The sequence below is a fragment of the Hydrogenovibrio sp. SC-1 genome, from assembly GCF_002848135.1.
In the GTDB taxonomy this organism is placed as follows: Bacteria; Pseudomonadota; Gammaproteobacteria; order Thiomicrospirales; family Thiomicrospiraceae; genus Hydrogenovibrio.
In genome coordinates this window covers 94517-116870 of sequence record NZ_PKGB01000004.1, presented here as the reverse complement: position 1 = coordinate 116870, position 22354 = coordinate 94517, and the positions used below count along the sequence as shown (strand labels likewise).

The window sequence follows — 22354 nt, the reverse complement described above, 5'->3', positions numbered from 1 at the left end:
ATCACAGCTTTGATTCCTCTATCAAAACTTCAAATTGCTCAATCGGCACAGGCTTGCTAAATAGATAACCTTGGTAATGATGACATCCTTTTTCAAAAAGGTTTTGGAGCTGCTCTTCGGTCTCTACGCCTTCGGCAATCACATCCAAACCTAAACTGTCTGCCATGGCAATAATCGTGCGGATAATCGTTCTATCATTGCTATCAATAAGAAGATCACGCACAAACGATTGATCAATTTTCAGTTGATCAAGTGGCAGTTTTTTAAGATATTGCAAAGAGGAATACCCTGTACCAAAATCATCCAAAGAGAATTGCACGCCAATGCTTTTCAAACTATTCATGGACTCGATCGTTTCATCAATATCCTCTAGCAGAATGCTTTCCGTTAGCTCAAGCTTAAGACGTTTTGGATTTATTTCATGGCGTAATATCGCTTCTTGTACTTGAGATACGAAATCAGCTTGACGAAATTGCTTGGCGCTCACGTTCACAGCCAACACAAGATCGCGACTACACTCATTTTGTTGCCATAATTTGAGTTGCGAGCACGCCGTTTCCAGAACCCAAGCTCCGATTGGCAGTATCAACTCAGTTTCCTCCGCCAAAGGAATAAATTCAAGTGGCGAAATAACGCCTTTTTCCGGGTGAACCCATCGAATAAGCGCTTCTGCGCCTATTGGTTGCTTCGAGGTTCCAACTTGGATTTGGTAGTACAGCTGGAATTCATTCCTGTCAATAGCCGTTCGTAAAAGCCTTTCAACAGAGACTCTATTATCAATGGATTCTTGCATCCTAGGGTCAAAGAAACGTAAAGTATTGCGCCCGGCTTTCTTTGCTTGATACATTGCAATGTCGGCTTGCTTTAACAACTCATCTATTGAATGGTCTTCATGGCTGAACAGAGTCGCACCGATACTTGGCGTGTTTCGATATTCGTGAGTGCCGAGCGAATAAGGTAAATTTAATGCTGTAATAATTTTCTCACTAACGGATTCTGTTTGTGCTGCGGCTTCAATCGGTTTTTCATTAAGATCTTCAAGAATCACGACAAATTCGTCCCCTCCTAACCGAGAAACCGTATCACCCTCTCTAATACAGGCTTGTAGGCGTTTTGCTACCTTTTGTAGAAGCAGATCCCCTATATCGTGACCAAGACTATCGTTGATAGTCTTAAAATTATCCAAGTCGATGAACAGTAGTGCACCTTTTCTTAGACTACGTGAACTAGAGACCAATGCCTGCTTGAGTCGATCCTGCAAAAGCTGTCGATTTGGAAGCCCAGTCAGAGCATCATAAAAGGCAAGGCTGATGATTTCTTTTTCAGACCTTTTGCGCTCAATTGCGACACTGACTAGACGAGCCGTTTGTTCGATGGTTTTGATGTCAGTATTATTGGGTGTGTGCGCATGATGATGATAAATAGCAAAAGTTCCTAAGATCTTGCCGGTTGATGAGAAAATCGGCTGTGACCAACAAGAGCCTAATCCAGCGGATGCTGCAAGTTCTTTATAAGGTGCCCAATAAGGGTGAGTTGAAATGTCTTCGGCGATGACAAGCTCGCCTGTCGCTGCAGCTGTTCCACAGGAACCAACACCGACACCAATTTCAATCCCTTCAAGAGCGTTATTATAGAAATCTGGCAAACTGGGTGCAGCTCCATTGAGAAGATGTTGCCCAGTGTCGTCAAGCAGCAAAATACTGCACAATGAACTCGGATTAAGTTGTTCGACGCCTTGCACAATGCTTTCAAGCACAACACTGAGCTCTTTATTGCTGGTAATAATTTCCAATATATGATTGCGGAAGTGTTCGTATGCTTCGGCCTTTCTATGTTTTATATCAGCCGCTATTAACTCACCCTGCTTTTTCGCTAACCACCCTATAACCGTGTGTTCATTCTGTTTGGTAACCGATTGAAGAGGTGCTAAATTGTCTTTGCCAATTTCATTGATTTGCGATTGAACTTGCTCAACCGTTCCTCCCAGTATAGATTGCAAAGATTTATGACTGCGCCACAACAGCAAAACCAATAACCCGCCCAACACGATAAATAGAATTTGAAACCAGAAAGCATTTGATTCAGTCGCGTTTATCATATTGATAGTGCGTTTATCTACCCTGTAAAGCACTTCACTGATAGGACGCATGATGGCCGATTTAGCTAGGTGATACTTTTGGTCATGCAATATCTGCAATGCTTTGATTTTGTTATTTTCATCATTCGTTTCAAACAACCTCATTGCTTCATACTCTATTGAGGCTAGAGCGTCTGATTTTGATTTGGCTTCTGCTAGGGCATTGAATTCATCAGCGGTCACCCCTGCCTGCCTAATCAGGTCCAATAAAGCGATTTTTTGTTGAGTGTCGGAGCGAGGTGACGGATTATCTACTGTAACTAAATCCCAATAGAAAGAGTGATATTCTTCTGGACGTGTTTTTTTTCCGTTGCGGATATCCAAAATATCCTGGTAATATTCTTTATACTTTGGATTGCCCGTGGCGATATAGGTACGAACCATTCGACTTAGGTCATCTGATGACTGACGTAACTCTTGAATCAACTCAAAAGAAAGTTGACGAACCTTATTAGCACGATTAATGTGTTTTTCCATTAGGGAATAGTTAGCAAAAGAGATTGCTAATACGATGAGAATGATTATCGTTAACCAATAATTACGTCTAAATGGAACTGAAAAATTATTTTTTTCGCTCATTCTGTTCATTTCATAGAGTTTTAGGGATGGACACAGTAGCCTATCAATTGGGATTTCATAGCACCATTATTGCGCCAAAATATACAATATCAAAACTTGAAACATGACTTTATGGCTGATAATAAGATACTCAAGAATATTAATATACCATATTAAAAATACCCTTTAATGACTTAGTTTACTGTACTTTTTAAGTCAACTTAAACATGACACCTTTCCTAGCGAATTCTCATACCCTATTGGCGACTGATCACCATTTGCCGTTTTGTCGGTTCTATATACCGCATTAAAAATTCGTGGACGAAATATGACTTCTTAGAACTTATAAATTGGTATGTAATTTATTTTTGCCAGTTCACGCCTGATCTTTAAACAATCAACAATCACTTGATCAGCACAAGTTAGTTTATTTCCGATTTGGAATAATCCATAACCATAACATCTGTGGAATCAGTTTTTTTCAAAAGCAAACAATATAAATGCTTAGACTCGTACAGAAATGTGGCATCTTTGAATGAGTGGGTATAAGTAAATTTTAACCAAACTAAGAAAATAACAGTGTGAGAAGCTTTTTGGGATTAAAACGAGGTAAGAACTTAGAGTATCGATTCTTTTAATTTTTTGAATTAAAAGCATAAATATGGGGCGAATGACGGGGATTGAACCCGCGACAACAGGAATCACAATCCTGGGCTCTACCAACTGAGCTACATCCGCCATGGTGTGAAAAAACTAAATTGTAATGGTACGCCCATCAGGACTCGAACCTGAAACCCTCGCCTTAGAAGTGTGATTTAGTTTAATAAAAAACACCCAACTACACCCTGGTCAAACCATTTATAAGTCTGATTATAGGCTAATATCCGCCCACCAAATTTATACAAATGATTGATATATATGCTATTTATCAAATTACTCACCAATTCACTACCAAATCTTGTCTAATGTGGCACATCTTGATCAAAAAAGAGCTCGGATAGAAAAAAGCATTATGTTACTATGAACCTCGCCCCACATCCACTTAACACCAGTTTTTACCCAGAAGCTATAAGACATGACTGCCAAAGAAGCCCTGACTAAACATGTGAACTCTATCCTGGAAGCTTCTAATATTCCAATCAATGCCTATTCTGTTCGACAAGTACTTCTAGCCTTAAATCTTACAAACGAACATATCTATAATCTTAAACTTGCGGTCAATACGCTCAAGAATATTCTAGCAGTACATGATAAGCAGATAGTCATTTTTCAAGAGCTTGAGTTGGCTTTCAAAGAGATAGAGTTGAATCCATTATTGGATAAATTTGGCTCTACTGCTAAACGTCACAAGTCAGGAGAATTCTGGGTTGAAAATGACAAATTTAATTTAAATCCTGTATTTGGACTATTTGCAGGTATCCCCTCTCACACTTCTGAATGCTTTACCTTAAAAATTGACCCTAATCACCCATCGCATATACCGCTGCTTACGCACGCTATGATTAATATTGTAATCATAAATTTGACTCAAAACATTGAGGAACCTTATAAAACGATAAAAAATCATTGCGACGAGATCAGAAAACTATCCTATGCAATTGATTGGCAAGAAGGGTTTAGAACCCTTGTAAATAATTACATCAACGAAAACCCTGACAACCAAAGCTTTGATGTTTCCGAGCTAATAAAATCGTTAAAAGGCAACGAAAAATTATCCGAGCATCTCGAAGACCTACAAAAGAAATTCTTAAACAAACTCATTACCATCACTGACACTGCCAACGAACGAAAAGAAAATGCCTCTCCTCCAAGGTTTCAAGCTTTTCCGGTAAGGTCTCAATTAGAAACACCGGTTATTCATCTACCATCTCGAACTGAAACAGACGTCGTCAAAGAGCTTGAAAGCGAATACATATTTGGGGATGACGTTGAAAAAGAAAACGCTGCATTTCTGAAAACGGTTAATCAGCGGTACCAGAAGTTAGAAGGTGAATCTCATGTTTTAAAGAACACAAAAAGCATATTAACCGACAGTGAAGTTGCTTCTGTTGAAGATGCAATTTATCAAGAGTACGACACATCTAACGATCCGAATATCGATTCAAATGAAGAGCTTTCTACTAGGCTATGCTGGGCATTAATGCTTTACTACTCCATGCCTTTAAACAATATTAAATCTTGTTTAATTGGAACGCCTGGTATCGACTTTACAGCCAGTAAAATGATTGGTCAAGTTGTAATTGATCTTGATTTGAAGATAGTCCATTTTCCATCGCCAATGCAGGATTTAATTGATGATTCAACGGTGTTTTATTTTCACACACCAATACCGTTAGAAAGAAGGGTTGCAGACCTGCTACAAACTCTCAAAGAGTCAGCTGATTCTGGAGAAATCTGTTTAGACAAAGTACTTCATCCAAAGTCTATTGATAATGCCAAAAGCATGAAGCAGTTTGAGGGCTATCGACAATACAGAATTACACCCAAAAAAATCAATGACTATTTATGGCAGAATATCCAGCTTAATTGTCGAGATGAAGTAAAAACAGCCTATTTGCACGGAGGAAGTTACCCTTTGCTGCACATGGGAACCTACTACACTGAGCTTCAGATAACAGAGTTACAAAATTTATTTTTAAACACCAGCAAGCAAGTTTTTAAAAAGGCTGTTTTTTATGAGATTGATCAGAATGACAAGTTACTAACGGGTTCCGTAAAGAGACCACTCGACAATCATGTCAAAACTTTTTTTCGAGAAACACGCAAGCGCCTGAAAGAGCTGGATCAAGTCAAAATCTCAACGCCGGAAGCTTTGGCTGAATACCATAATGAATTAGCACTTTATACTGTATCAATACTAAATACTGCCACGACCCATAGGCCACATCAAGACCCCTACTTCTCGTTACAAAACTTTATTGATGAGAGATGGGTTCAGATCTCAGAAAAAGTTATTAAGAAAGGTGTCGAAGGACGCCTATCAGTGATAAATGATACTTGCACCGAACAGCTTTCCGCTTATTGCAAGCATTTAAAATTATTTGAGAACATACTTGAAAAATCCGAGAATAAACAACTAACAAATGCATTCAAAGACCTATTGTCTTCCAAAAAGCTTTTCAGGTCTGGCCTAGCATTATTCTTCTATATTGAAAACAATACCCTTCAGCCCATTTCTAAAAAGCATATTCAAGACTATTTCAAAAGCATTTCTGGTATTGCGTTAAAGGATAATTTTTACCGCCATTTGCTATCAAGCTATATGGCAGAAAAGCAGGTTCCTCGAATTCATATTGCTGCTCAAATGGGCCACATCATAAAAGGGTTAGAGTCATATTCGCCAAATTTGGATTACAGTCCGGTGGTACAAGAAAATATACTGAGGCCTTATCTGGATGAACTTTTCAACGAGCTTAAGATTATCCCCTTTACTCCAAGGACAAAACGCTTCTACCCTATTAGTACCCCTTTAACATATCAATACAAACCTTGGAAACTTGGCCCATTTAAACGGTTATCTGACAGAAGATCACAGATTTCAGATGAAGATTTACAACAAATAAATCATATTCTCTTTCGTGATAAATCACCTCCAATCTCGGTGCGTGTCAATTTAGCGACACAGAAATCACACTCCCAAGCCATCAAATCTTCTTTTCCGAATAATACTCACCGGAAGCTTTTGAAATACTATGATTTTCACAAAAAATATTCCGACTGGAGAATAGAGCAGAAAACTGTCAGAAAAAGTCCCTTTGACTGGCATTTTCCAAACCTTTATCAGGAAGGCGAAAGGCACTATCAGAAATTAAGCCTTCTCTTTTATGGCGCTAAAAGCTTAGAAGCAATACAAGACCAAAAAACATTGAGAGTGATATTGGCTGTATCAGCATTATTTTCAGGAAATGTCAGAATTAGAGAGCATCTGGTTGAGATTTTAAATATTCCAAAAGCTGCGTTCAGCCAATTCAAATTCTCTTTAGCTACCAACATTACCGCACCTATTGGAGATCGTCCTTGGATACTGAGCAGCCTGAGCACCGTTATTGTTCAACATATTGAAGATTCTGAAGCTTTAAATGCTTTTGATGAATCAGATATAAACAACTGGTTGTCAGAGAATCATTTCCCCAAACTATATTCCTTGATTAGACAACTTAATGCTTATTTTCAAGTTCACTTACCCAGCTATCTCAACCACTATTGCCAGACACCTAGCTTACAAAGTGGCGTTGGAAAAGATGCCCTATTCGCCCTGTTTGAAGGCTTACCCAGGAAAACAGTTACACCCTTAAACAGTCCAATAAAATCAAATAACCATAATCAGACTTTAGAAGCATCAGTCTCGAAAAACAGCAGTTCAGACTTTTTTAAATCGCTTAAAAAAACACTTAACCAGGCTAGAGAGCAAAAGTTGGAATATGCAAAAACGCTAACCTTAATTAATGAACTCGAAAAGCAACACCCAAGTCTCGATCTTGTGACAGGCTTATTGGTGCTTTGGTTGAAAGACAGACTTCATGAAGGGCGACTTCGCTTGGGATCTATTCTTGATTATTACAATCGAATTTTTAAATTTATTTTGTTGGGCTTTCAAGATTACAGTGATATTGAAGATATTGATGATGAAACACTGCAGTATGACATCTATCCGCAAATCTTAGAGGAAATGGAAAAAACCATTTCTTTGGACCAGAGACTTTACACCTCTGAACTGAAAGACTTTCACCAGTGTTTGGTTAAAAACTTTGATTTTGTACCACTACATTTTGAAGGTGGCCGAGCCATTGCACGGTCTAGAATTGAAAGTATAGCAGTACCCGAAGTTTTAAGGATATGTTGTGAAGCCATTTCAGATGACGACGACATTTCAAGTGAAGACAAGCAGCACTTGGCGGTTGCACTGATTCTTTATGCAAAACTGGGCTTTCGTCTTTCGGAAATTTTTTATATCACACCAGAAGATGTTAACCTCCAAGAAAAATATATTCATTTACATGGCAATCGAAACCAATCACTCAAACGTCAAGCCAGTAACCGGTTACTACCCTATAGTCAGCTTTTGAATCATGAAGAAATTCAACAGCTAGAAGAGTTAATCAATAAGTGCCACTCTAATGACCCGAAAAGACCATTTTTATTTTCCTTTAAGGAGAGGATTAAACCAAAAAGCCTTAAACAGAGTGTAAACCAGTATTTAACCAATCTGTTGCAGAATGTCACTGGCGAAGCTTTAACCATTAAATCGCTGAGAAAAACCTTTGCTTCTACTCAATTTTTAAGGCTCACATTTCTTGAAAATAACGAATGGATTATTAAAGAAGCTGGCTTAGAATCAGATGCAAATCCAGTCTTTCAACAACAAATCGAAAGTGCTGAGCCGCATCAAAAGTTTTGGATATTAGCCAACTACATTGGCCACACTTCGCCCCAAACAACTTTTGAATCCTATGCCTTAACGTTAGAACTCGCCAATTTCTATTTTTCAGAACGGCTACTTGAGCAGCAAGCTCACTATAAACGACGACTAAAAAGTTTGAACACGTCGAAAAAAGTATCTGAAAGCACCATTCGTAATTTACGCCGATACCCAGAATACACATACGCACATCATTTCAGCTCAGTCATCTATGATCCGCAATTAGACTGCGATTGGGGTACCCCAATAAATACCTCTTTTCTAACAACATCAGTGTCTATTGAAAAACTTGAACAAGTTGTTGTTCTCCTAAGTATGCAGTATTCACAACAAGCAATCAATGATTCAACCTTCGTACCGATTGAAACGATTTCATATATCAAGGAAGCTTACAACCAATTATTATTGGATATATTTGATGGACAGATAATCCCGAATAAACTTGAGGAAGATTTCATAAAGCGACTTACATTCGCCAACCTGAATCATAAAAAATGGCAAAAAATACGCTTTGAAGATCTTAGGGCATCAATAACAGACTCATCAATAAAGTCAAAAATCACTACGGAATCAAACTTCTACAAACTGTGGAAATCCCAGGTTAAAGAAGTTATTAAACGCAATGGCGAGTGGCATTTTTCCTCTCAAAACAAACTTGAAGAAATGCTTGGACTGTTTGAAGGCTTTGTTAATGGCAAGTCAAAATTACAAATTAAATTAATTGGCATAAAATTAAGTCAAGACGAAATTGAGACAATTCATTTTGGAGATCATTGGGTGAAAGATGAAAGAAAAATTGATGATACTCAAATCCCATTCACAGAGTTTTTAGTCTCTGTGGCAGTTTCAAAAGATGAGTCAAAAAATCGTTTGACCTGTAAAAAATGCCTAGGCTATGGTGTTTTCTTTAGTGTTTTGAAAGGCCTTTTATAGGATGAATAACCTGTAAAATGGAGTCGGCATAATTCAGCTTGGTGAACTTTTAAGAGCTATTTTTAGCTCTTAAAAGCTTGATGCCATGTTAAAAATTTAAATAATTTTTTTGAGAGTAATTGCTTTGATAGTAACCAAGCCTTTGTTTTCATCATAGATTTTTTCAAGGTCGCACTCAGCGGTGAAAGTTGGACGCTCATCAGGTGGAAATTTTAAGTCAGAGATCAGCTCAAGAAGCTCCTGTGAATCCATTAGCGATTCGACTAGCTTCACTTTGACCAATTGCTTGTTTTTTTCTAGTATCGATTTGTCAACAATTGAAAATTTAAAAATTGGTCGTGTTTTAGAAAAATCAATTGCCTCAATTTTAAGTTCAACTGTTTGATTCATATCCCTTAAATCTTCCTTTGCTAAGAAAAGATTTCCGTCTTTTGGGATTTTTTCAAAAGTTTGACCGTCAATTACTACATCACGCTTTTTTAGCTCTGTTTGAATCTCGAGAAGAGTTTGAACTTCTATGTTGTTTTTGACAGTCAACTTACCATCAATCAACTCGGGATCACCTGACCTTTCTGGATCTTCGCGCAGATCTCCTGGTAGGAAAACGGTTTTCTGGCTTTCCTGACCGCTGTTTTCTAGAATCAAACTAGCATTCTTTTTCGCTGAATCTAGCTTGCTTTGGATGTTCGATTTTATTTGCTCGGATTTGAGTTTGAGGTTTGTAGAAATGATGTAGAGTTTTTCACCAAAAGAATAGGCCTGCAGATCGAAGTTGATGTGCTTTTTTCCACCAAGAATTTTCAATGTGAATTCGGCATGATCATACAAGGTCTTAGGTGTGAATGAAAGTTTTCCATCGGTTGAGCTGAAAATCTCGTTAGGAACGAGCCCGATAATCAAGGCTTCCTTTCCGTCAATTTTTACAATATCAAATTTTTTAAAACCTTTCAATTTTTGCTCCTTTTAAAATTAATTTAACCTTAAATTCTCCAGAATGATTTTATTAAGCTGGAACAGGAATAGCAAAACAAAATATCTTATAACATGTTGTTTTATTTAGTTTTTATTTGAGTTAACATGTAAAGTCAAAGTTTATAACTAAGAAAAAAAAAGCTCAGCCCATCAACCAACATAATCAATTATTTCGTCTTATCTAAAGGGTTAAAAAAGACTTTTTAGCGCACGTAAATAATTAACAAGGAAAACTGTTCCTTATAGTTTCAGGTCAAGACAATTTGTTTGGGAGAGTTGTTTTCGAGGAAAGTTTAAAACTAGCAATGTTAATTTTTGTTAGCGCATTTTGACTTAATATATAAAGTTGAAATTTATCTCAAAGTATCTAGACCTTAGCAAGAAATTTTAAAACTTCCAAAGAGCTTTATTGATAGGCCATAAACTTTTTTTATAACCCCCTATTTATACATCTTAATCAGAGCCACTCAGAGGTTAACTTTTTGATGGACCTGTTCTAGGCCACTGTCTAGAATATTGCGTGGATTGCTCATGTAAACAGTGAATATGACATCAGATACAAGGTATTGATTCGATTAGATACCCTAATCGAATCATTAAATGATATATTTAACACATGCAATCAAATCAGGTAAATCATAAATCATGAAAAAAAGTTGGATATGGAATAATCAGCCAAGGTAGGGTTGACAGAATGGAGAGAGTCCTTCGCATCATCTGATTCTGAAATGCCTGATTCGGTTCAAATGAGTAGTTCTGTAAGGAACCCCAATGGGCGATTGATTATTCGATTGGAAACAGACAAACACACCAAAGCTAATGAGTGGTACTTTCTGTTTGTAATACTTGATCTGTATTGGAACATCGTATTGCGATAATGCGTTCGTCCAATTTTATTTCTGAGGGGTTACAAAATGTGGCTCAGAAGTCCTACAATTTTTACTGACCATTACAACTAACCCAAGTTATGCCAAACTGGATAGAATTGCTGAAATGTATTTATAGTGCTCTGTTTATACCAATCAAGGGCTGTTTTTAGACATTACCAGAATTCACATTCAACAGGTTTGAATCCTTTAAATTCATACCAACAAACGTATGTCCACATCCAGCAACCCATCCTTTGATTGATCGGCCACCTCTATCTAAATAATGCTTAATTGATGCCAATTTTGAACCCTGTAAATAAAGGTGAGAATAGTGGCGAATACCTAACACGCTCATCACGACTACTTGCTTTTGCGAGCCTTGTAACTGAGTGGCGATGAGTCCTTGTAAATAATTAGAAGGCAACCTAATAGAATCGACTGGAACGACTATCCAATGAGAAACTTGGTGTGTCACCCCATAGCTTAAAACTGCTTCAATACCTGCTAAGGGTCCTTGAAAATCTGAACACCCCCCTCTTAAATCTGTCACCACAGGAACCCCATTTTTTTTATAGACATCAATATTTCGATTAGCACTGATCACAATCTGAACAGGTTCATCCAGAAAGCGAGCTTGAAATTCTATCTCTGCTATGACATGATCGATAAAAGAAACACCTTGATAAAGGCAAAGCCCCTTATCCAATCCTCCCATTCTTTTGCCAGCGCCACCGGCCAAGATAGCAACCCCTAACATAAGAAATCCCCATAAAACTCAACTTGCTGCCCTACTTCAATTGATTGATTATCCTCAATTTTTATAAAGCCATCAGCCTGTTGCAGCGCAATCAAATTACTCGTCGAAGTATGAATTGGTGACACCATATTGCCATCCTCAACAACCAAAATCCATCGACAAAAAGGCTGGGGATTAAAGGATTCCGAAATAATGGCTAGTTGCGGTTTTTCATGAAAATAAATGTTTTGCAATTGCTCTAAATATGGCCTTGCAAACAGTTGAAAGCTGAAGTAACAAGCCAGTGGATTACCTGGTAAAGAAATCAATGACGCTCCCTTAACCTTTGCAAATAAAAAAGGTTTGGCAGGACGCATATTCACTTTGCAACGCTTAAAAGAAGTGATTTGATTCATCTCTTTCTGATACCAAACTTCTAGAATTTTTGGTAACCAATCTTTATCTCCCATTGAACTTGAACCAATAGTTAAGATGACATCGACTTCAGAACTTAATTCAAGTAGACGCTTTTCAAGAACCGCTATATCGTCTTGTAAAGATTCTATAGTTTTGATTTTTACAGTCAACTTTTGCAAAAAACTTTGCAATAAAAACTGGTTTGAGTTGTAAACCTCACCCTCTTTTAGGGTTTCTCCTGGCTCGATAAGCTCATCGCCAACTGACAATAATGCCACCTTAGCTTGTCGAAAAACCTCTACTTGATGAACCCCACAAGATGCCAAAAGTCCAATTTCCTTTGGACCCAAAAACTGTCCTGATTTTAATAAGCATTTCCCCTTGGAAACATCAGATCCAACAGCTTTAATATGCTTCCCGCTATTCCAGATCTTTTCGTGCGCATTAGGGTTCTGCAACCAACTCTTATTTTCCAGAGTTTCAATGATCGCATATTCTCGTGGAATCACAACATCAGCTCCAATAGGAAGCTGTCCTCCCGTCATAATTTTTACCGCTTGACCTGGTTTCAACGTAAGTGGCTCAGAATTTTTTTTGGCAAATTGTGTTGTAATTACTTGCATTTTTTTTGAAACATCGGCACTGTGAAAGGCATAGCCATCCATGGCACTTTGGGTAAAGGCTGGGACATTAATATCTGAATAAATATCCTGAGCTAAGACTCGATTATGGGCTTCAATCAAGGATAAATTGAGTGTCTCAGAAATCGCTGTTACTTGTTGTAATAGCCATTGACGCAGATCCTGATATTCGATATTTATTGGATTAACTTGCTTTAACATAACTACTACCTCTTTGCGCCCACATAGATGAAGCCTGTTGATATGAGTCGGAAAAAAAATCAGCGGAATAAATTAAATTTTTTGCCTGCTCAGGCTCCTTAATTTTTGATAATTTAATACTCATAAGAGCAACTGCGGTGGTACAAATCACACTTTGCTCTCCATACAAATCGCTTGATGAACCCTTCCAAAGATCAATTAGGTTTTTATGATGCCAGACTTCTGGCCGTTTTTGGCGCTCTATAACCGCTGGAACCTTTATTTCAGCCAGGGTTTGATCATTAGGAAGAGAAAAGTATAGAGTCGTCAAGGCATCCGGACGAATTTCAGCTTCCCCTCCCTCACCTTTGAAAACCAAATTATATTGTTGATTGATTTTGCTTGCTGCCGAATGATGGAGTCTCTCAACACCTTTGTGATAGATCCCTTGGATAGAAACTGGTGCGTGATAAGGGTTTAGAAGTTTCACTAAGGTATTAAAAACTGTTCGAACCCCGAGTTCTTCTTTTAAATGAAGAATATCTCTTAACAGGGGTGCAAATTTATGCAAAGCCAAATAGTTAACCTGACTCTCCTCCCATGATGACAAGTGGGCAACTTCTATTTCATGAAAGTGCAAATCTTTAAGCCATTGTTGAGCATAAGCTCTCGTTTCAAACTGCCCATGATCACCATGTAACAGAATCTTGTACCCATTATTTGCAAGAATTTTCAATGACAACAAAAAGTAAGGGGGATAACGCCATTTCCCCGAATAGGTACCCCAGTCAAGGTCTGGCGTTTCTGCACCCGATAAATCATTCATACACAACTTAGCTTGTTTTAAAAATCCATTCAATTCATCTTGAGATTCACCATTCGCCCTCATTAGCAATAAGAAAGCTCCCAACTGGCGATCCGTTACTTGACCATTGCATAGTATTTCAAAAGCTCTAGACGCCTCTGCCTCAGTCAAGTTTCTACGCGCTTTGGGTCCTTTGCCAAGAATTCTTAAATATTTACTGAATGGGTAAGATTCGTTCATACTGCTACCACCTCCAGCAGAGTTTCCCCTTTAGAAACGCTTTTCAAATTTTGCTGTAGTTTTTCGCGAACTTTTAATACTTCACCAATCACCAATAGAGAAGGCGGTTTAACCTGATGCGCTTGAATTGTTTTAGATAATCTTTCTAACGTTGTTATGGTAATTTTCTGATTACTTCGAGTGCCGTTTTCGATAATTGCAGCTGGAATATTCGGATTGATGCCCTGCGTAAGCAATCCTTTTTGAATTTCAGCACTGTTTTTAATCCCCATGTAGAACACCATCGTATCTCCCGATTGCGCTAATCTAGCATAGTCAATTTTTTCAGCGCCAGCTTGCTGATGTCCCGTTACAAATGATACTGATTGTGAATAATCTCGATGGGTCAAAGGGAAGTCACAGGATGCGGCGCAACCAGCAGCTGCAGTAATACCAGGAACGACTTGGAAGCTAACTCCATGTTCAGTTAATAACTCTAATTCTTCAGCGCCGCGTCCAAAAATATAAGGATCCCCTCCTTTTAAACGAGCCACTTTTTTACCTTCTTGAGCTAACCGCAATAAAAGTTCATTAATTTTTGGCTGAGGAACCTTGTGCCATCGCGATCGCTTCCCCACATAAATACGTTCTGCTTCTCGTCTAGCCATATCTAGAATCTCTTCAGAAACCAGTCTGTCATAAACCACAACATCGGCTTCTTGCAATAAGCGATGAGCTTTCAACGTCATTAACTCTGGGTCTCCAGGACCAGCTCCAATTAAGTAAACTTCACCAACAGGCTGGTAATCTTCTTGACTGGTAATTGCCATTTGCTCTTCAAGATAATGACACGCCTCTTCAATCTGATCTTTTGACACTCGGTTCAAAAAAGTTCCACTATTTAATAGATTTTCCCAAAAATATCTTCGTCCTTCTGGATCTTTAACCCGATCTTTTATCACTTGACGATAACGACCCAAAATGTCCCCCACTTTAGCTAAACTGTGAGGAATCAGGGATTCCAAACGAGCTTTCATATAACGTGCTAATACGGGAGAGCGTCCTCCCGTCGAAATCGCAATCGTCATCGGAGAACGATCTACAATTGCAGGCAGAATAAAGTCACAATAATCCGTTTGATCTGCCACATTGACCGGAATAGACTGTGCACGATACGTTTCATAAACAGATAAATTGACGTTCTGATCATCTGTTGCGGAAATAACCAGGCTAGGTCGCGGTAGCTCTGACACTAAGGCTGTAGAAAAGGTGTTCATGTGCCAGATAATTTTTCCCTGAGCTAAATGAAATGTCATTTCATTTCCCAACTTAGGTGCAACGACTGTGACGATGGCACCTGACTTGATAAACAAATCTGCCTTTCTTGCGGCAACCGCCCCCCCTCCTACAATCAAACAATGTTGTTGTTCAATTTTCATAAAGATCGGTAAATAATCCATACACGCCTCTCACCCTGTTTTCTCAGAAATATCTGAATTCAATTCAATCGCTAAAATTTCTGTTAGCTCCGGAACGCAACTACCACAGTTTGTTCCAGCTTTAAGTGCTTGCCCAATGGCCTCAACACTGACTAAATCTTGTGTTTTAATCGCTTCAATGATGGTGTTGATTCCGATACCGAAGCAAGAGCAGATAGTTCGCCCCGGATCTTTCGCTCCGCTCGCTTTACCGGCCAATAAACTGCGACGTTCTATAGGAGAAATCTCCGAGGCTGCAAATAGTTGACCCAACCAATCTCGGCTAGGCGTTTTGTGATCCGTAGCCATAAACAATACTTTTTGAAGTTGACCGTTTTCAATTAATGCGGCACGGTACTGCTTACATGAAGTGTCATCATATTCAATCCATTCTGTATCCTCTGAGGAAGACAGTATGGTTTTTGCCCACGCCTGGGCATTTTTCAATGCTCTCTCGCTGGCAATTTCATACCGATAAAACTGTTTACCTGTAATCTTTACCCAATAATCATCGTCAAACAATTCAGGGTTAATCGCCGTTTTGCTTAAAATAAACCCTTGCCACTGAGCTGAATAACGTTCGATTTTGGCGGTGGCGTGTTTTGATTCTGGCTGTCCGGATAGTGGATCGACATTATCCTTAACCAAAGTGTCCACCCGGCCATGGCTGGCATACTGACTGGTCCAATGAATGGGTACAAAAATTTCACCCCGACGCTGTGACCCACTGATGTCAACGCGTCCAATCAACTGTCCAAGTTCATTTGAGACTCTAACTAAATCACCTTCTGATAACTGATGGAGGCTGGCATCATCTGGATGAAGCGTAATATATGGTTCATTTTTATGTGCCATCAACTTAGCTGTTTTAGCCGTACGAGTCATCGTATGCCATTGATCCCGAACACGACCGGTATTCAAGACATAAGGCTTGTCTTCTGTTTGTTGACTCAAGGGAGCATAAGGGGTGATGGCAATAAATTGCGCTTTTTTTGAAGGCGTAAAAAAACGGCCCTCTGAAAACATACGCTGTTTTCCATTCGGAGCAGAGGCATTCACAGGCCATTGAATCGGTTTGAAGTCGGCATACTCTTGTTTAGTAATGTTTGAAAATGCTGAAATATCAAAATCACGCGAACCATTATTTTCAAAGCCGGATAACTGTGCATGTTCTCTAAAAATATCCACTGCGGAGTCATAATTAAAGGCGTCTTTCCATCCCATTTTTTTGGCCACTTCAGACAAGATCCACCAATCAGGTCGGGCATTTTCCGGTCCTTGCATAAACTGTCTTTGAATCGAAATGGTTCGATCGGAATTGGTCACGGCACCATCAGTTTCTCCCCATGTCGTAGCAGGAAGCAACACATTCGCCGTTCGGGTCGTATCGGTATTTTGCATACAATCTTGCACGACAACATAGTCACATTTTTCCAGAGCGCGTTTTACTTTATCCGCATCCGGCATCGAGACGACCGGATTGGTGTTCATAATCCAAATGGCTTTAATATTGCCCTCAGCCACAGCGTGGAATAAATCGACCGCTTTCAACCCGTTTTTCTGAGCCATATTTTCGGCCTGCCAGAAACGCGCAACCCGATCGATATTATCTGGATCACTAAAATCCATATGCGCCGCAAGTTGGTTCGCCAAACCGCCAACTTCGCGCCCTCCCATCGCATTCGGTTGTCCGGTAATCGAAAACGGCCCCATACCTTCTTTCCCGATTCGGCCTGTGGCTAAATGACAGTTAATAATCGCGTTTGACTTGTCTACTCCAGAGGATGATTGATTAATACCTTGCGAGTACATCGTCACCATCTTTGGAGTGTGAAACGCCCAATCTAACCACTGTCGTAAATCCGTCTCATTAAGATCGCATTGTGTCGCCAAATCCGATACATTGCCTTGCAGTTCATCTGCTTTTTGCAATGCGCTTTCAAACCCTTCGGTATGCTCTTGAATATAATCCAGATCCAGTGCATTTTGCTGATTAAGGTACGCCAACAAACCATTGAATAAGGCGGCATCCATGCCCGGCTTAATGGCAAGATGCAAGTCTGCAATGTCGCATGTTGCGGTTTTGCGCGGGTCGACTACCACAATTTTCAGTTTCGGATTTTGCTTTTTAGTCGCCACGATTCTTTGATAAATGATGGGATGCGCCCAGGCCGTATTGGATCCCACCAAGGTAATCAAATCGGCGTGCTCTAAATCTTCATAACAACAAGGCACTGTGTCGGATCCAAACGCGCGTTTATAACCGACAACCGCTGATGCCATACATAAACGGGAGTTGGTGTCGATATTGGCCGTTCCCATGAAGCCCTTAATCAATTTATTGGCAACGTAGTAATCTTCCGTCAAGAACTGACCTGAGACATAGAAGGCGACGGAATCGGCACCGTATTTTAAGATAGTTTTTTGAAATGTCTTAGCAACATCATTCAAAGCGGTTTCCCAATCGACGATATTGCCATCAATTTGTGGATGTAACATCCGACCTGTAAAGTCTACTGTTTCGCCGGCAGATGATCCCTTAACACATAATTTGCCATAATTTGCCCGATGGGCAGACGAACCTGTAACTTTGACTTCAAACGATTCACTCTCGGTTGATGATTTTTTAGAAGAAACAGTCATACCACACCCGACACCGCAGTAAGGACAGGTTGTTTCGACATCTTCAGAGCTCAAAAACACAGGACGGTTCATTTATAGCTTTACCCAGACAGATTGGTTTTCAATCTTTGTTTCAAACTTAGAAATTGAAACCGTCTCATCGTCCAAACAAATCCCAGTCTTTAAGCTGTAATGTTGTTTTTGCAACGGAGAAGCCACCATTAACTCTCCTTTTAGGTCACCCACCATACCGCGAGACAACACATTGGCCTGACCAACAGGATCATAGTTACTCAAGGCAAAGACTTCATCCTCAACGTAGAATAAGGCAACCTGCTGACTTTCTATCAATGCCGCTACGCCAGAGTTACTCACTAAATCAGACACTTGACAAACTTTTCTAAACTCATTCATCTCATTATCCCTCTCCATAAGGTTTCAAGATAGGCCAGGTTTGACCGCTTTTATTCATGTCAACTGCATTACAGACTGTATTAATTTGACTTGGCTTCAAGCTTTTCTCGTGCAAAAGTCTCTAAGAAAAGAATTGCGCTTAAAATTTAAGCTGTCCCCATATCCAAAGTTTGGAAGTATCTTTCAAATGGGTATCTGCCGTATAGGATGCGTATTTAATGCCAGCCAGATAGGTTTTCGAAAACTTCTTGGCAACTAGCAGGTCATACTCACTTCCATATTGATCACCACCTTTTTGGGCGCTAAATTGGTGATAGGTACCGGCCAGTTTGAGCCCCATTGCTTTGCCTGAAACGGTTAAATAGTTATCAACTAGCCCATTGGCTGGCGTTCCGCCCACCGGACCAATGAACATATCTGCCCAACCATTAAATAGGTGAACGGTTCCCAGTGGGGTTTGAAAAGAACTCTTGCCATCACCACCCAGGGTTTCTTGTCCAACTAAGAATTTTGCATAACTGGTTTGAAGAGCAATTTCGCCACGAGTATAGGTTCCGCCAATGTTTTTACTATCAGCAAAATCGCTTTGTGAGGCATACTCCAAGTGATAGTGTAGTTTTAGACTCTCTGATATCCCGGTTTTCCCTTTTAATCGGGCACCGATGGTTTGACTATCCGTTTTGGCAGCAAGATCATAATCTAAAAAGTAACCATATCCGGTTACAACCCCAAAGCTCATTGGTTTGGTTTTGAGCTGAACTGCATGGGAAGCCATTTTAAGTTGAACGCCAACGGGATTGCTCACATTAGAGATATAAGCATAATCCATATTGACATTAGGAATCGCCTTCGACTTGGCTGAAAGCCCTGTATAGATTTGTTCCGTTTGACGCCAGCCGACATTCCCTAGAAAGCGGTTGTCGAAAATAACGCGTTGTTTACCCAGTGTCACGCTCGAACTTCCAGTGTTATAACGAAGAAGCGCTTGATTGAGTTGTGTTAAGGATGGGTCAAGTACTACGGCTTTTGCGGTATCGCCACCGGCATCAGGTCCAAGCGGAACGAGAAAGTCCTTTCTGGATCCGATGGCTGCAGTATCTGACATTTCAACAAAGGCACTTAAGCCGTTATAGCTGCCGGTTTTATAGCCGACTAATAGTCGTTCGGTTATTGCTGTTGCATCCTGTTTACCTTCCTGTGTCACGCCTTCATAGCGAGCGCGAAGATTGACAGAGGGGGTTCCACCAGTGATGGCTTCTGCTAGGCCATTGGCATGGGCTACAGAAGTATGGCCAAAACTGGTTAATGCCATAGTTGACGTGACTAAAATGGTTTGAATGTTTGTTAATAAAAGCTTTTTGTTCATTGTGATGGTCTCCTTATATTATTTCTTTCTAAGTTAAGCGATTTCTTTTACTTGAACTGCAATTCCGTTCAATTTATCTTGCTCGGTCGCAGGTCTAATTTGTCCTCGCTCCTGAACAAACAACTGCTCGGCCTTATCATCCACATTCACAAATGAACGGAATCTTTTAGTGAAAGACGGGGTTTCAATGGCTCGCTTCCAGTCACACTCATAAGTTTCACGCAAACGTTTCATTTGATCTTCCAGAGACTCGCCGATACCTAGTGAATCTTGAATCACAACCTCTTGCAAGTAACTTAATCCACCTTCTAAGTTATCCATCCAACTGGCTGTCCTTTGCAAGCGATCAGCCGTTTTGATATAAAACATTAACAACCGATCAACATAACGGAAGACTTCTTCTTGAGTCAGTTTTGTTGCAAATAAATCGGCATGACGGGGCTTCATTCCGCCGTTTCCGCACACATATAAATTCCAACCTTCCTCCGTTGAAATCAAACCGATGTCTTTTGCCTGTGCTTCGGCACATTCACGCGTACACCCCGACACACCCATTTTGATTTTATGGGGTGAGCGAAGCCCCTTATAACGATTTTCCATATCGATCGCCATGGTCACTGAGTCATCTAAACCATAACGACACCAGGTAGAACCCACGCATGATTTAACCGTTCTGAGCGCTTTAGCATAGGCTTGTCCCGACTCAAATCCAGCATCAATCAACTCTTTCCAGATCGCAGGAAGGTCATTCATCTGCGCCCCAAACAACACAATTCTCTGTCCCCCATTAACCTTTGTGTACAGTTTGTATTTGGTCGCTACCTGACCCAGAACGATTAATTTTTGGGGCGTTATCTCGCCGCCCGGTACCCGAGGAATTACAGAGTAAGTCCCGTCTTTTTGCATGTTACCCAAATAATTATCGTTGGTATCCTGCAGTGGGATTTTGTCAGGTTCCAAAGCATAGCTATTCCATAACGAGGCAAAAATATTGCCTGTGGTTTGTTTACAAATATCGCAACCATGCCCACGACCATGCTTTTGGATAAGATTTTCGAAGGTTTTAATGCCTTCCACCTGGCAGATATGAAACAATTCTTGACGGGTATGGCTGAAGTGTTCACAAAGGTCGGTATTAACTTCCACACCACGCTTTTCAAGTTCATTGTTTAAGACATTGGTCACTAATTGAACGCAGCCACCACAACCAGTCCCTGCTTGCGTGGATGCTTTAACATCTGAAACTGTGCAACACCCTGCTTCAGCCGCTTGAATGATGTCGCCTTTAGACACGTCATAACAGGAGCAAATTTGAGCGGTTTCCGGTAAGGCATCAGGGCCAAATAAGTCACTACTTTGACCATCCCGGTTAGGAAGAATTAAGGAATCTGGGTGTTCAGGCAACGTCATATCATTCAGCATTATTTGCAAGAGATTACTAAAATCTTCTGCATCGCCTACCAAAACAGCGCCTAATAATTTTTGGCCATCTGATGAAACTACGATTTTTTTATAGACCTCTTCCGGTCCATTTTCATAGACATAAGACAAGGCACTCTCATCGTTACCATGAGGATCTCCGATGGAACCAACATCGACCCCCATTAACTTCAACTTGGTGCTCATATCCGCACCTTCAAAATTGGCGGGCGTTAAGTTCAATTGATCAACTACCGCTTGAGCCATAGCATAACCTGGTGCAACCAGTCCATAAATCATACCGTTGTGCAGCGCACATTCGCCGATGGCATAAATATTAGGATCTGACGTCAAGCATTGATCATTGATTTCAACACCACCACGAGGCCCAATTGCTAACTCTGCCTGTCTTGCTAAATCGTCACGTGGACGTATACCGGCTGAAAATAAAACAATATCGGTTTCCAGAGATTCCCCATCGGAAAAGACCATTTTATTAAGACATTTTTCTCCTTCTATAATCTCTTGCGTTGCTTTTGAAACATGGACATGCACACCTAGATTCTCAATTTTCCTTTTGAGTAATCCCGCGCCTCCTTCATCCAATTGGACGGGCATTAATCTTGGCGCAAATTCAACCACATGTGTATCCAAACCAAGATCTTTCAGCGCTTTAGCGGCCTCTAACCCCAATAATCCACCGCCAACAACCACACCGGTTTTGCCATTAGCAGCGGCAGATTTAATGGCTTCCAAATCTTCAATGGTGCGATAAACCAAACAGCCATCACGATCATTTCCTGTAATAGGGGGTACAAAAGGATAAGACCCTGCTGCTAAAATCAACTTGTCATACGATACTTTTTGTCCGGATTCGGAGGTAATGGTTTTTTGAGTACGATCAATATCAATAACCTTATCTTGCAAGTACAGTTGAATGTCATTTTCTTCATAGAATCCCGGTTTAACCAAGCTTAAGTCTTCAGCTGTTTTTCCAGAGAAATAGGAGGATAAATAAACTCTGTCATAGGCTTTGCGTGGCTCTTCCCCAAAAACCGTTACCTCAAAGTTTCCAAATACTTCACTGGCGATAAGCTTTTCGAGAAAACTGTGACCCACCATTCCATTACCAATGACAACAATATGCTGTTTCATTTCATTCTCCTAAT

At 40.0% G+C, this 22354-nt stretch carries 11 protein-coding genes and 1 tRNA gene; 1 reads left to right on the top strand and 11 read right to left on the bottom strand.

The window, feature by feature from the left end; genetic code table 11:
• Window position 1: 1 nt before the first annotated feature.
• Both CYQ88_RS03480 and CYQ88_RS03475 read right to left on the bottom strand, forming a co-directional pair.
• Entirely contained in the window at window positions 2–2716 is a 2715-nt protein-coding gene (locus CYQ88_RS03480) for a bifunctional diguanylate cyclase/phosphodiesterase (protein WP_199170154.1), read from the bottom strand.
• A 641-nt stretch (window positions 2717–3357) separates the two neighbouring features.
• Window positions 3358–3433: transfer RNA gene (locus tag CYQ88_RS03475), tRNA-His, on the bottom strand.
• A 337-nt stretch (window positions 3434–3770) separates the two neighbouring features.
• On the opposite strand from CYQ88_RS03475, the gene CYQ88_RS03470 reads away from it, so the two are divergent.
• Complete coding sequence (locus CYQ88_RS03470) at window positions 3771–9047, top strand: site-specific integrase (RefSeq protein WP_101839955.1); 5277 nt, start codon at window positions 3771–3773, stop codon at window positions 9045–9047.
• Window positions 9048–9143: 96 nt separating this feature from the next.
• Here CYQ88_RS03470 and CYQ88_RS03465 read toward each other — a convergent pair whose 3' ends face one another.
• The 9 genes from CYQ88_RS03465 to nirB form a co-directional block, all read right to left on the bottom strand.
• Window positions 9144–9998: a hypothetical protein gene (locus tag CYQ88_RS03465; protein ID WP_101839954.1), complete on the bottom strand. Its 855-nt coding sequence runs from the start codon at window positions 9996–9998 to the stop codon at window positions 9144–9146.
• 1056 nt (window positions 9999–11054) lie between these two features.
• Complete coding sequence (locus tag CYQ88_RS03460) at window positions 11055–11645, bottom strand: molybdenum cofactor guanylyltransferase (protein WP_101839953.1); 591 nt, start codon at window positions 11643–11645, stop codon at window positions 11055–11057.
• Entirely contained in the window at window positions 11639–12883 is a 1245-nt protein-coding gene (locus tag CYQ88_RS03455) for a molybdopterin molybdotransferase MoeA (RefSeq protein WP_101839952.1), read from the bottom strand. The genes CYQ88_RS03460 and CYQ88_RS03455 overlap by 7 nt, the downstream gene beginning before the upstream one ends.
• Window positions 12867–13907, bottom strand: coding sequence for a glycosyl transferase family protein (locus tag CYQ88_RS03450; RefSeq protein ID WP_101839951.1), 1041 nt, complete (start codon window positions 13905–13907; stop codon window positions 12867–12869). Before CYQ88_RS03450 ends, CYQ88_RS03455 begins: the two co-directional genes overlap by 17 nt.
• Window positions 13904–15346 carry a siroheme synthase CysG gene (cysG, locus tag CYQ88_RS03445; protein ID WP_101839950.1) on the bottom strand — a complete coding sequence of 481 codons (1443 nt, stop codon included), beginning with the start codon at window positions 15344–15346 and terminating at the stop codon, window positions 13904–13906. The genes CYQ88_RS03450 and cysG overlap by 4 nt, the downstream gene beginning before the upstream one ends.
• 9 nt (window positions 15347–15355) lie before the next feature.
• Window positions 15356–18079 carry a nitrate reductase gene (locus CYQ88_RS03440; RefSeq protein ID WP_101839949.1) on the bottom strand — a complete coding sequence of 908 codons (2724 nt, stop codon included), beginning with the start codon at window positions 18077–18079 and terminating at the stop codon, window positions 15356–15358.
• Window positions 18080–18400: a nitrite reductase small subunit NirD gene (gene nirD / locus CYQ88_RS03435; protein ID WP_101839948.1), complete on the bottom strand. Its 321-nt coding sequence runs from the start codon at window positions 18398–18400 to the stop codon at window positions 18080–18082.
• A 139-nt stretch (window positions 18401–18539) separates the two neighbouring features.
• Window positions 18540–19766 carry a hypothetical protein gene (locus CYQ88_RS03430; RefSeq protein WP_101839947.1) on the bottom strand — a complete coding sequence of 409 codons (1227 nt, stop codon included), beginning with the start codon at window positions 19764–19766 and terminating at the stop codon, window positions 18540–18542.
• A gap of 33 nt (window positions 19767–19799) precedes the next feature.
• A complete protein-coding gene (gene nirB / locus CYQ88_RS03425; RefSeq protein ID WP_101839946.1) occupies window positions 19800–22340 on the bottom strand; it encodes a nitrite reductase large subunit NirB in 2541 nt (846 codons plus the stop codon).
• Window positions 22341–22354: the final 14 nt, after the last annotated feature.

Bases quoted from the DNA above. Each gene is read 5' to 3' on its own strand.
- CYQ88_RS03455 (WP_101839952.1), bottom strand. From the start codon at position 12,883: ATGTTAAAGCAAGTTAATCCAATAAATATCGAATATCAGGATCTGCGT.
- cysG (WP_101839950.1), bottom strand. From the start codon at position 15,346: ATGGATTATTTACCGATCTTTATGAAAATTGAACAACAACATTGTTTG.
- nirB (WP_101839946.1), bottom strand. From the start codon at position 22,340: ATGAAACAGCATATTGTTGTCATTGGTAATGGAATGGTGGGTCACAGT.
- CYQ88_RS03450 (WP_101839951.1), bottom strand. From the start codon at position 13,907: ATGAACGAATCTTACCCATTCAGTAAATATTTAAGAATTCTTGGCAAA.
- CYQ88_RS03440 (WP_101839949.1), bottom strand. From the start codon at position 18,079: ATGAACCGTCCTGTGTTTTTGAGCTCTGAAGATGTCGAAACAACCTGT.
- CYQ88_RS03430 (WP_101839947.1), bottom strand. From the start codon at position 19,766: ATGAACAAAAAGCTTTTATTAACAAACATTCAAACCATTTTAGTCACG.
- CYQ88_RS03470 (WP_101839955.1), top strand. From the start codon at position 3,771: ATGACTGCCAAAGAAGCCCTGACTAAACATGTGAACTCTATCCTGGAA.
- nirD (WP_101839948.1), bottom strand. From the start codon at position 18,400: ATGAATGAGTTTAGAAAAGTTTGTCAAGTGTCTGATTTAGTGAGTAAC.
- CYQ88_RS03480 (WP_199170154.1), bottom strand. From the start codon at position 2,716: ATGAGCGAAAAAAATAATTTTTCAGTTCCATTTAGACGTAATTATTGG.
- CYQ88_RS03460 (WP_101839953.1), bottom strand. From the start codon at position 11,645: ATGTTAGGGGTTGCTATCTTGGCCGGTGGCGCTGGCAAAAGAATGGGA.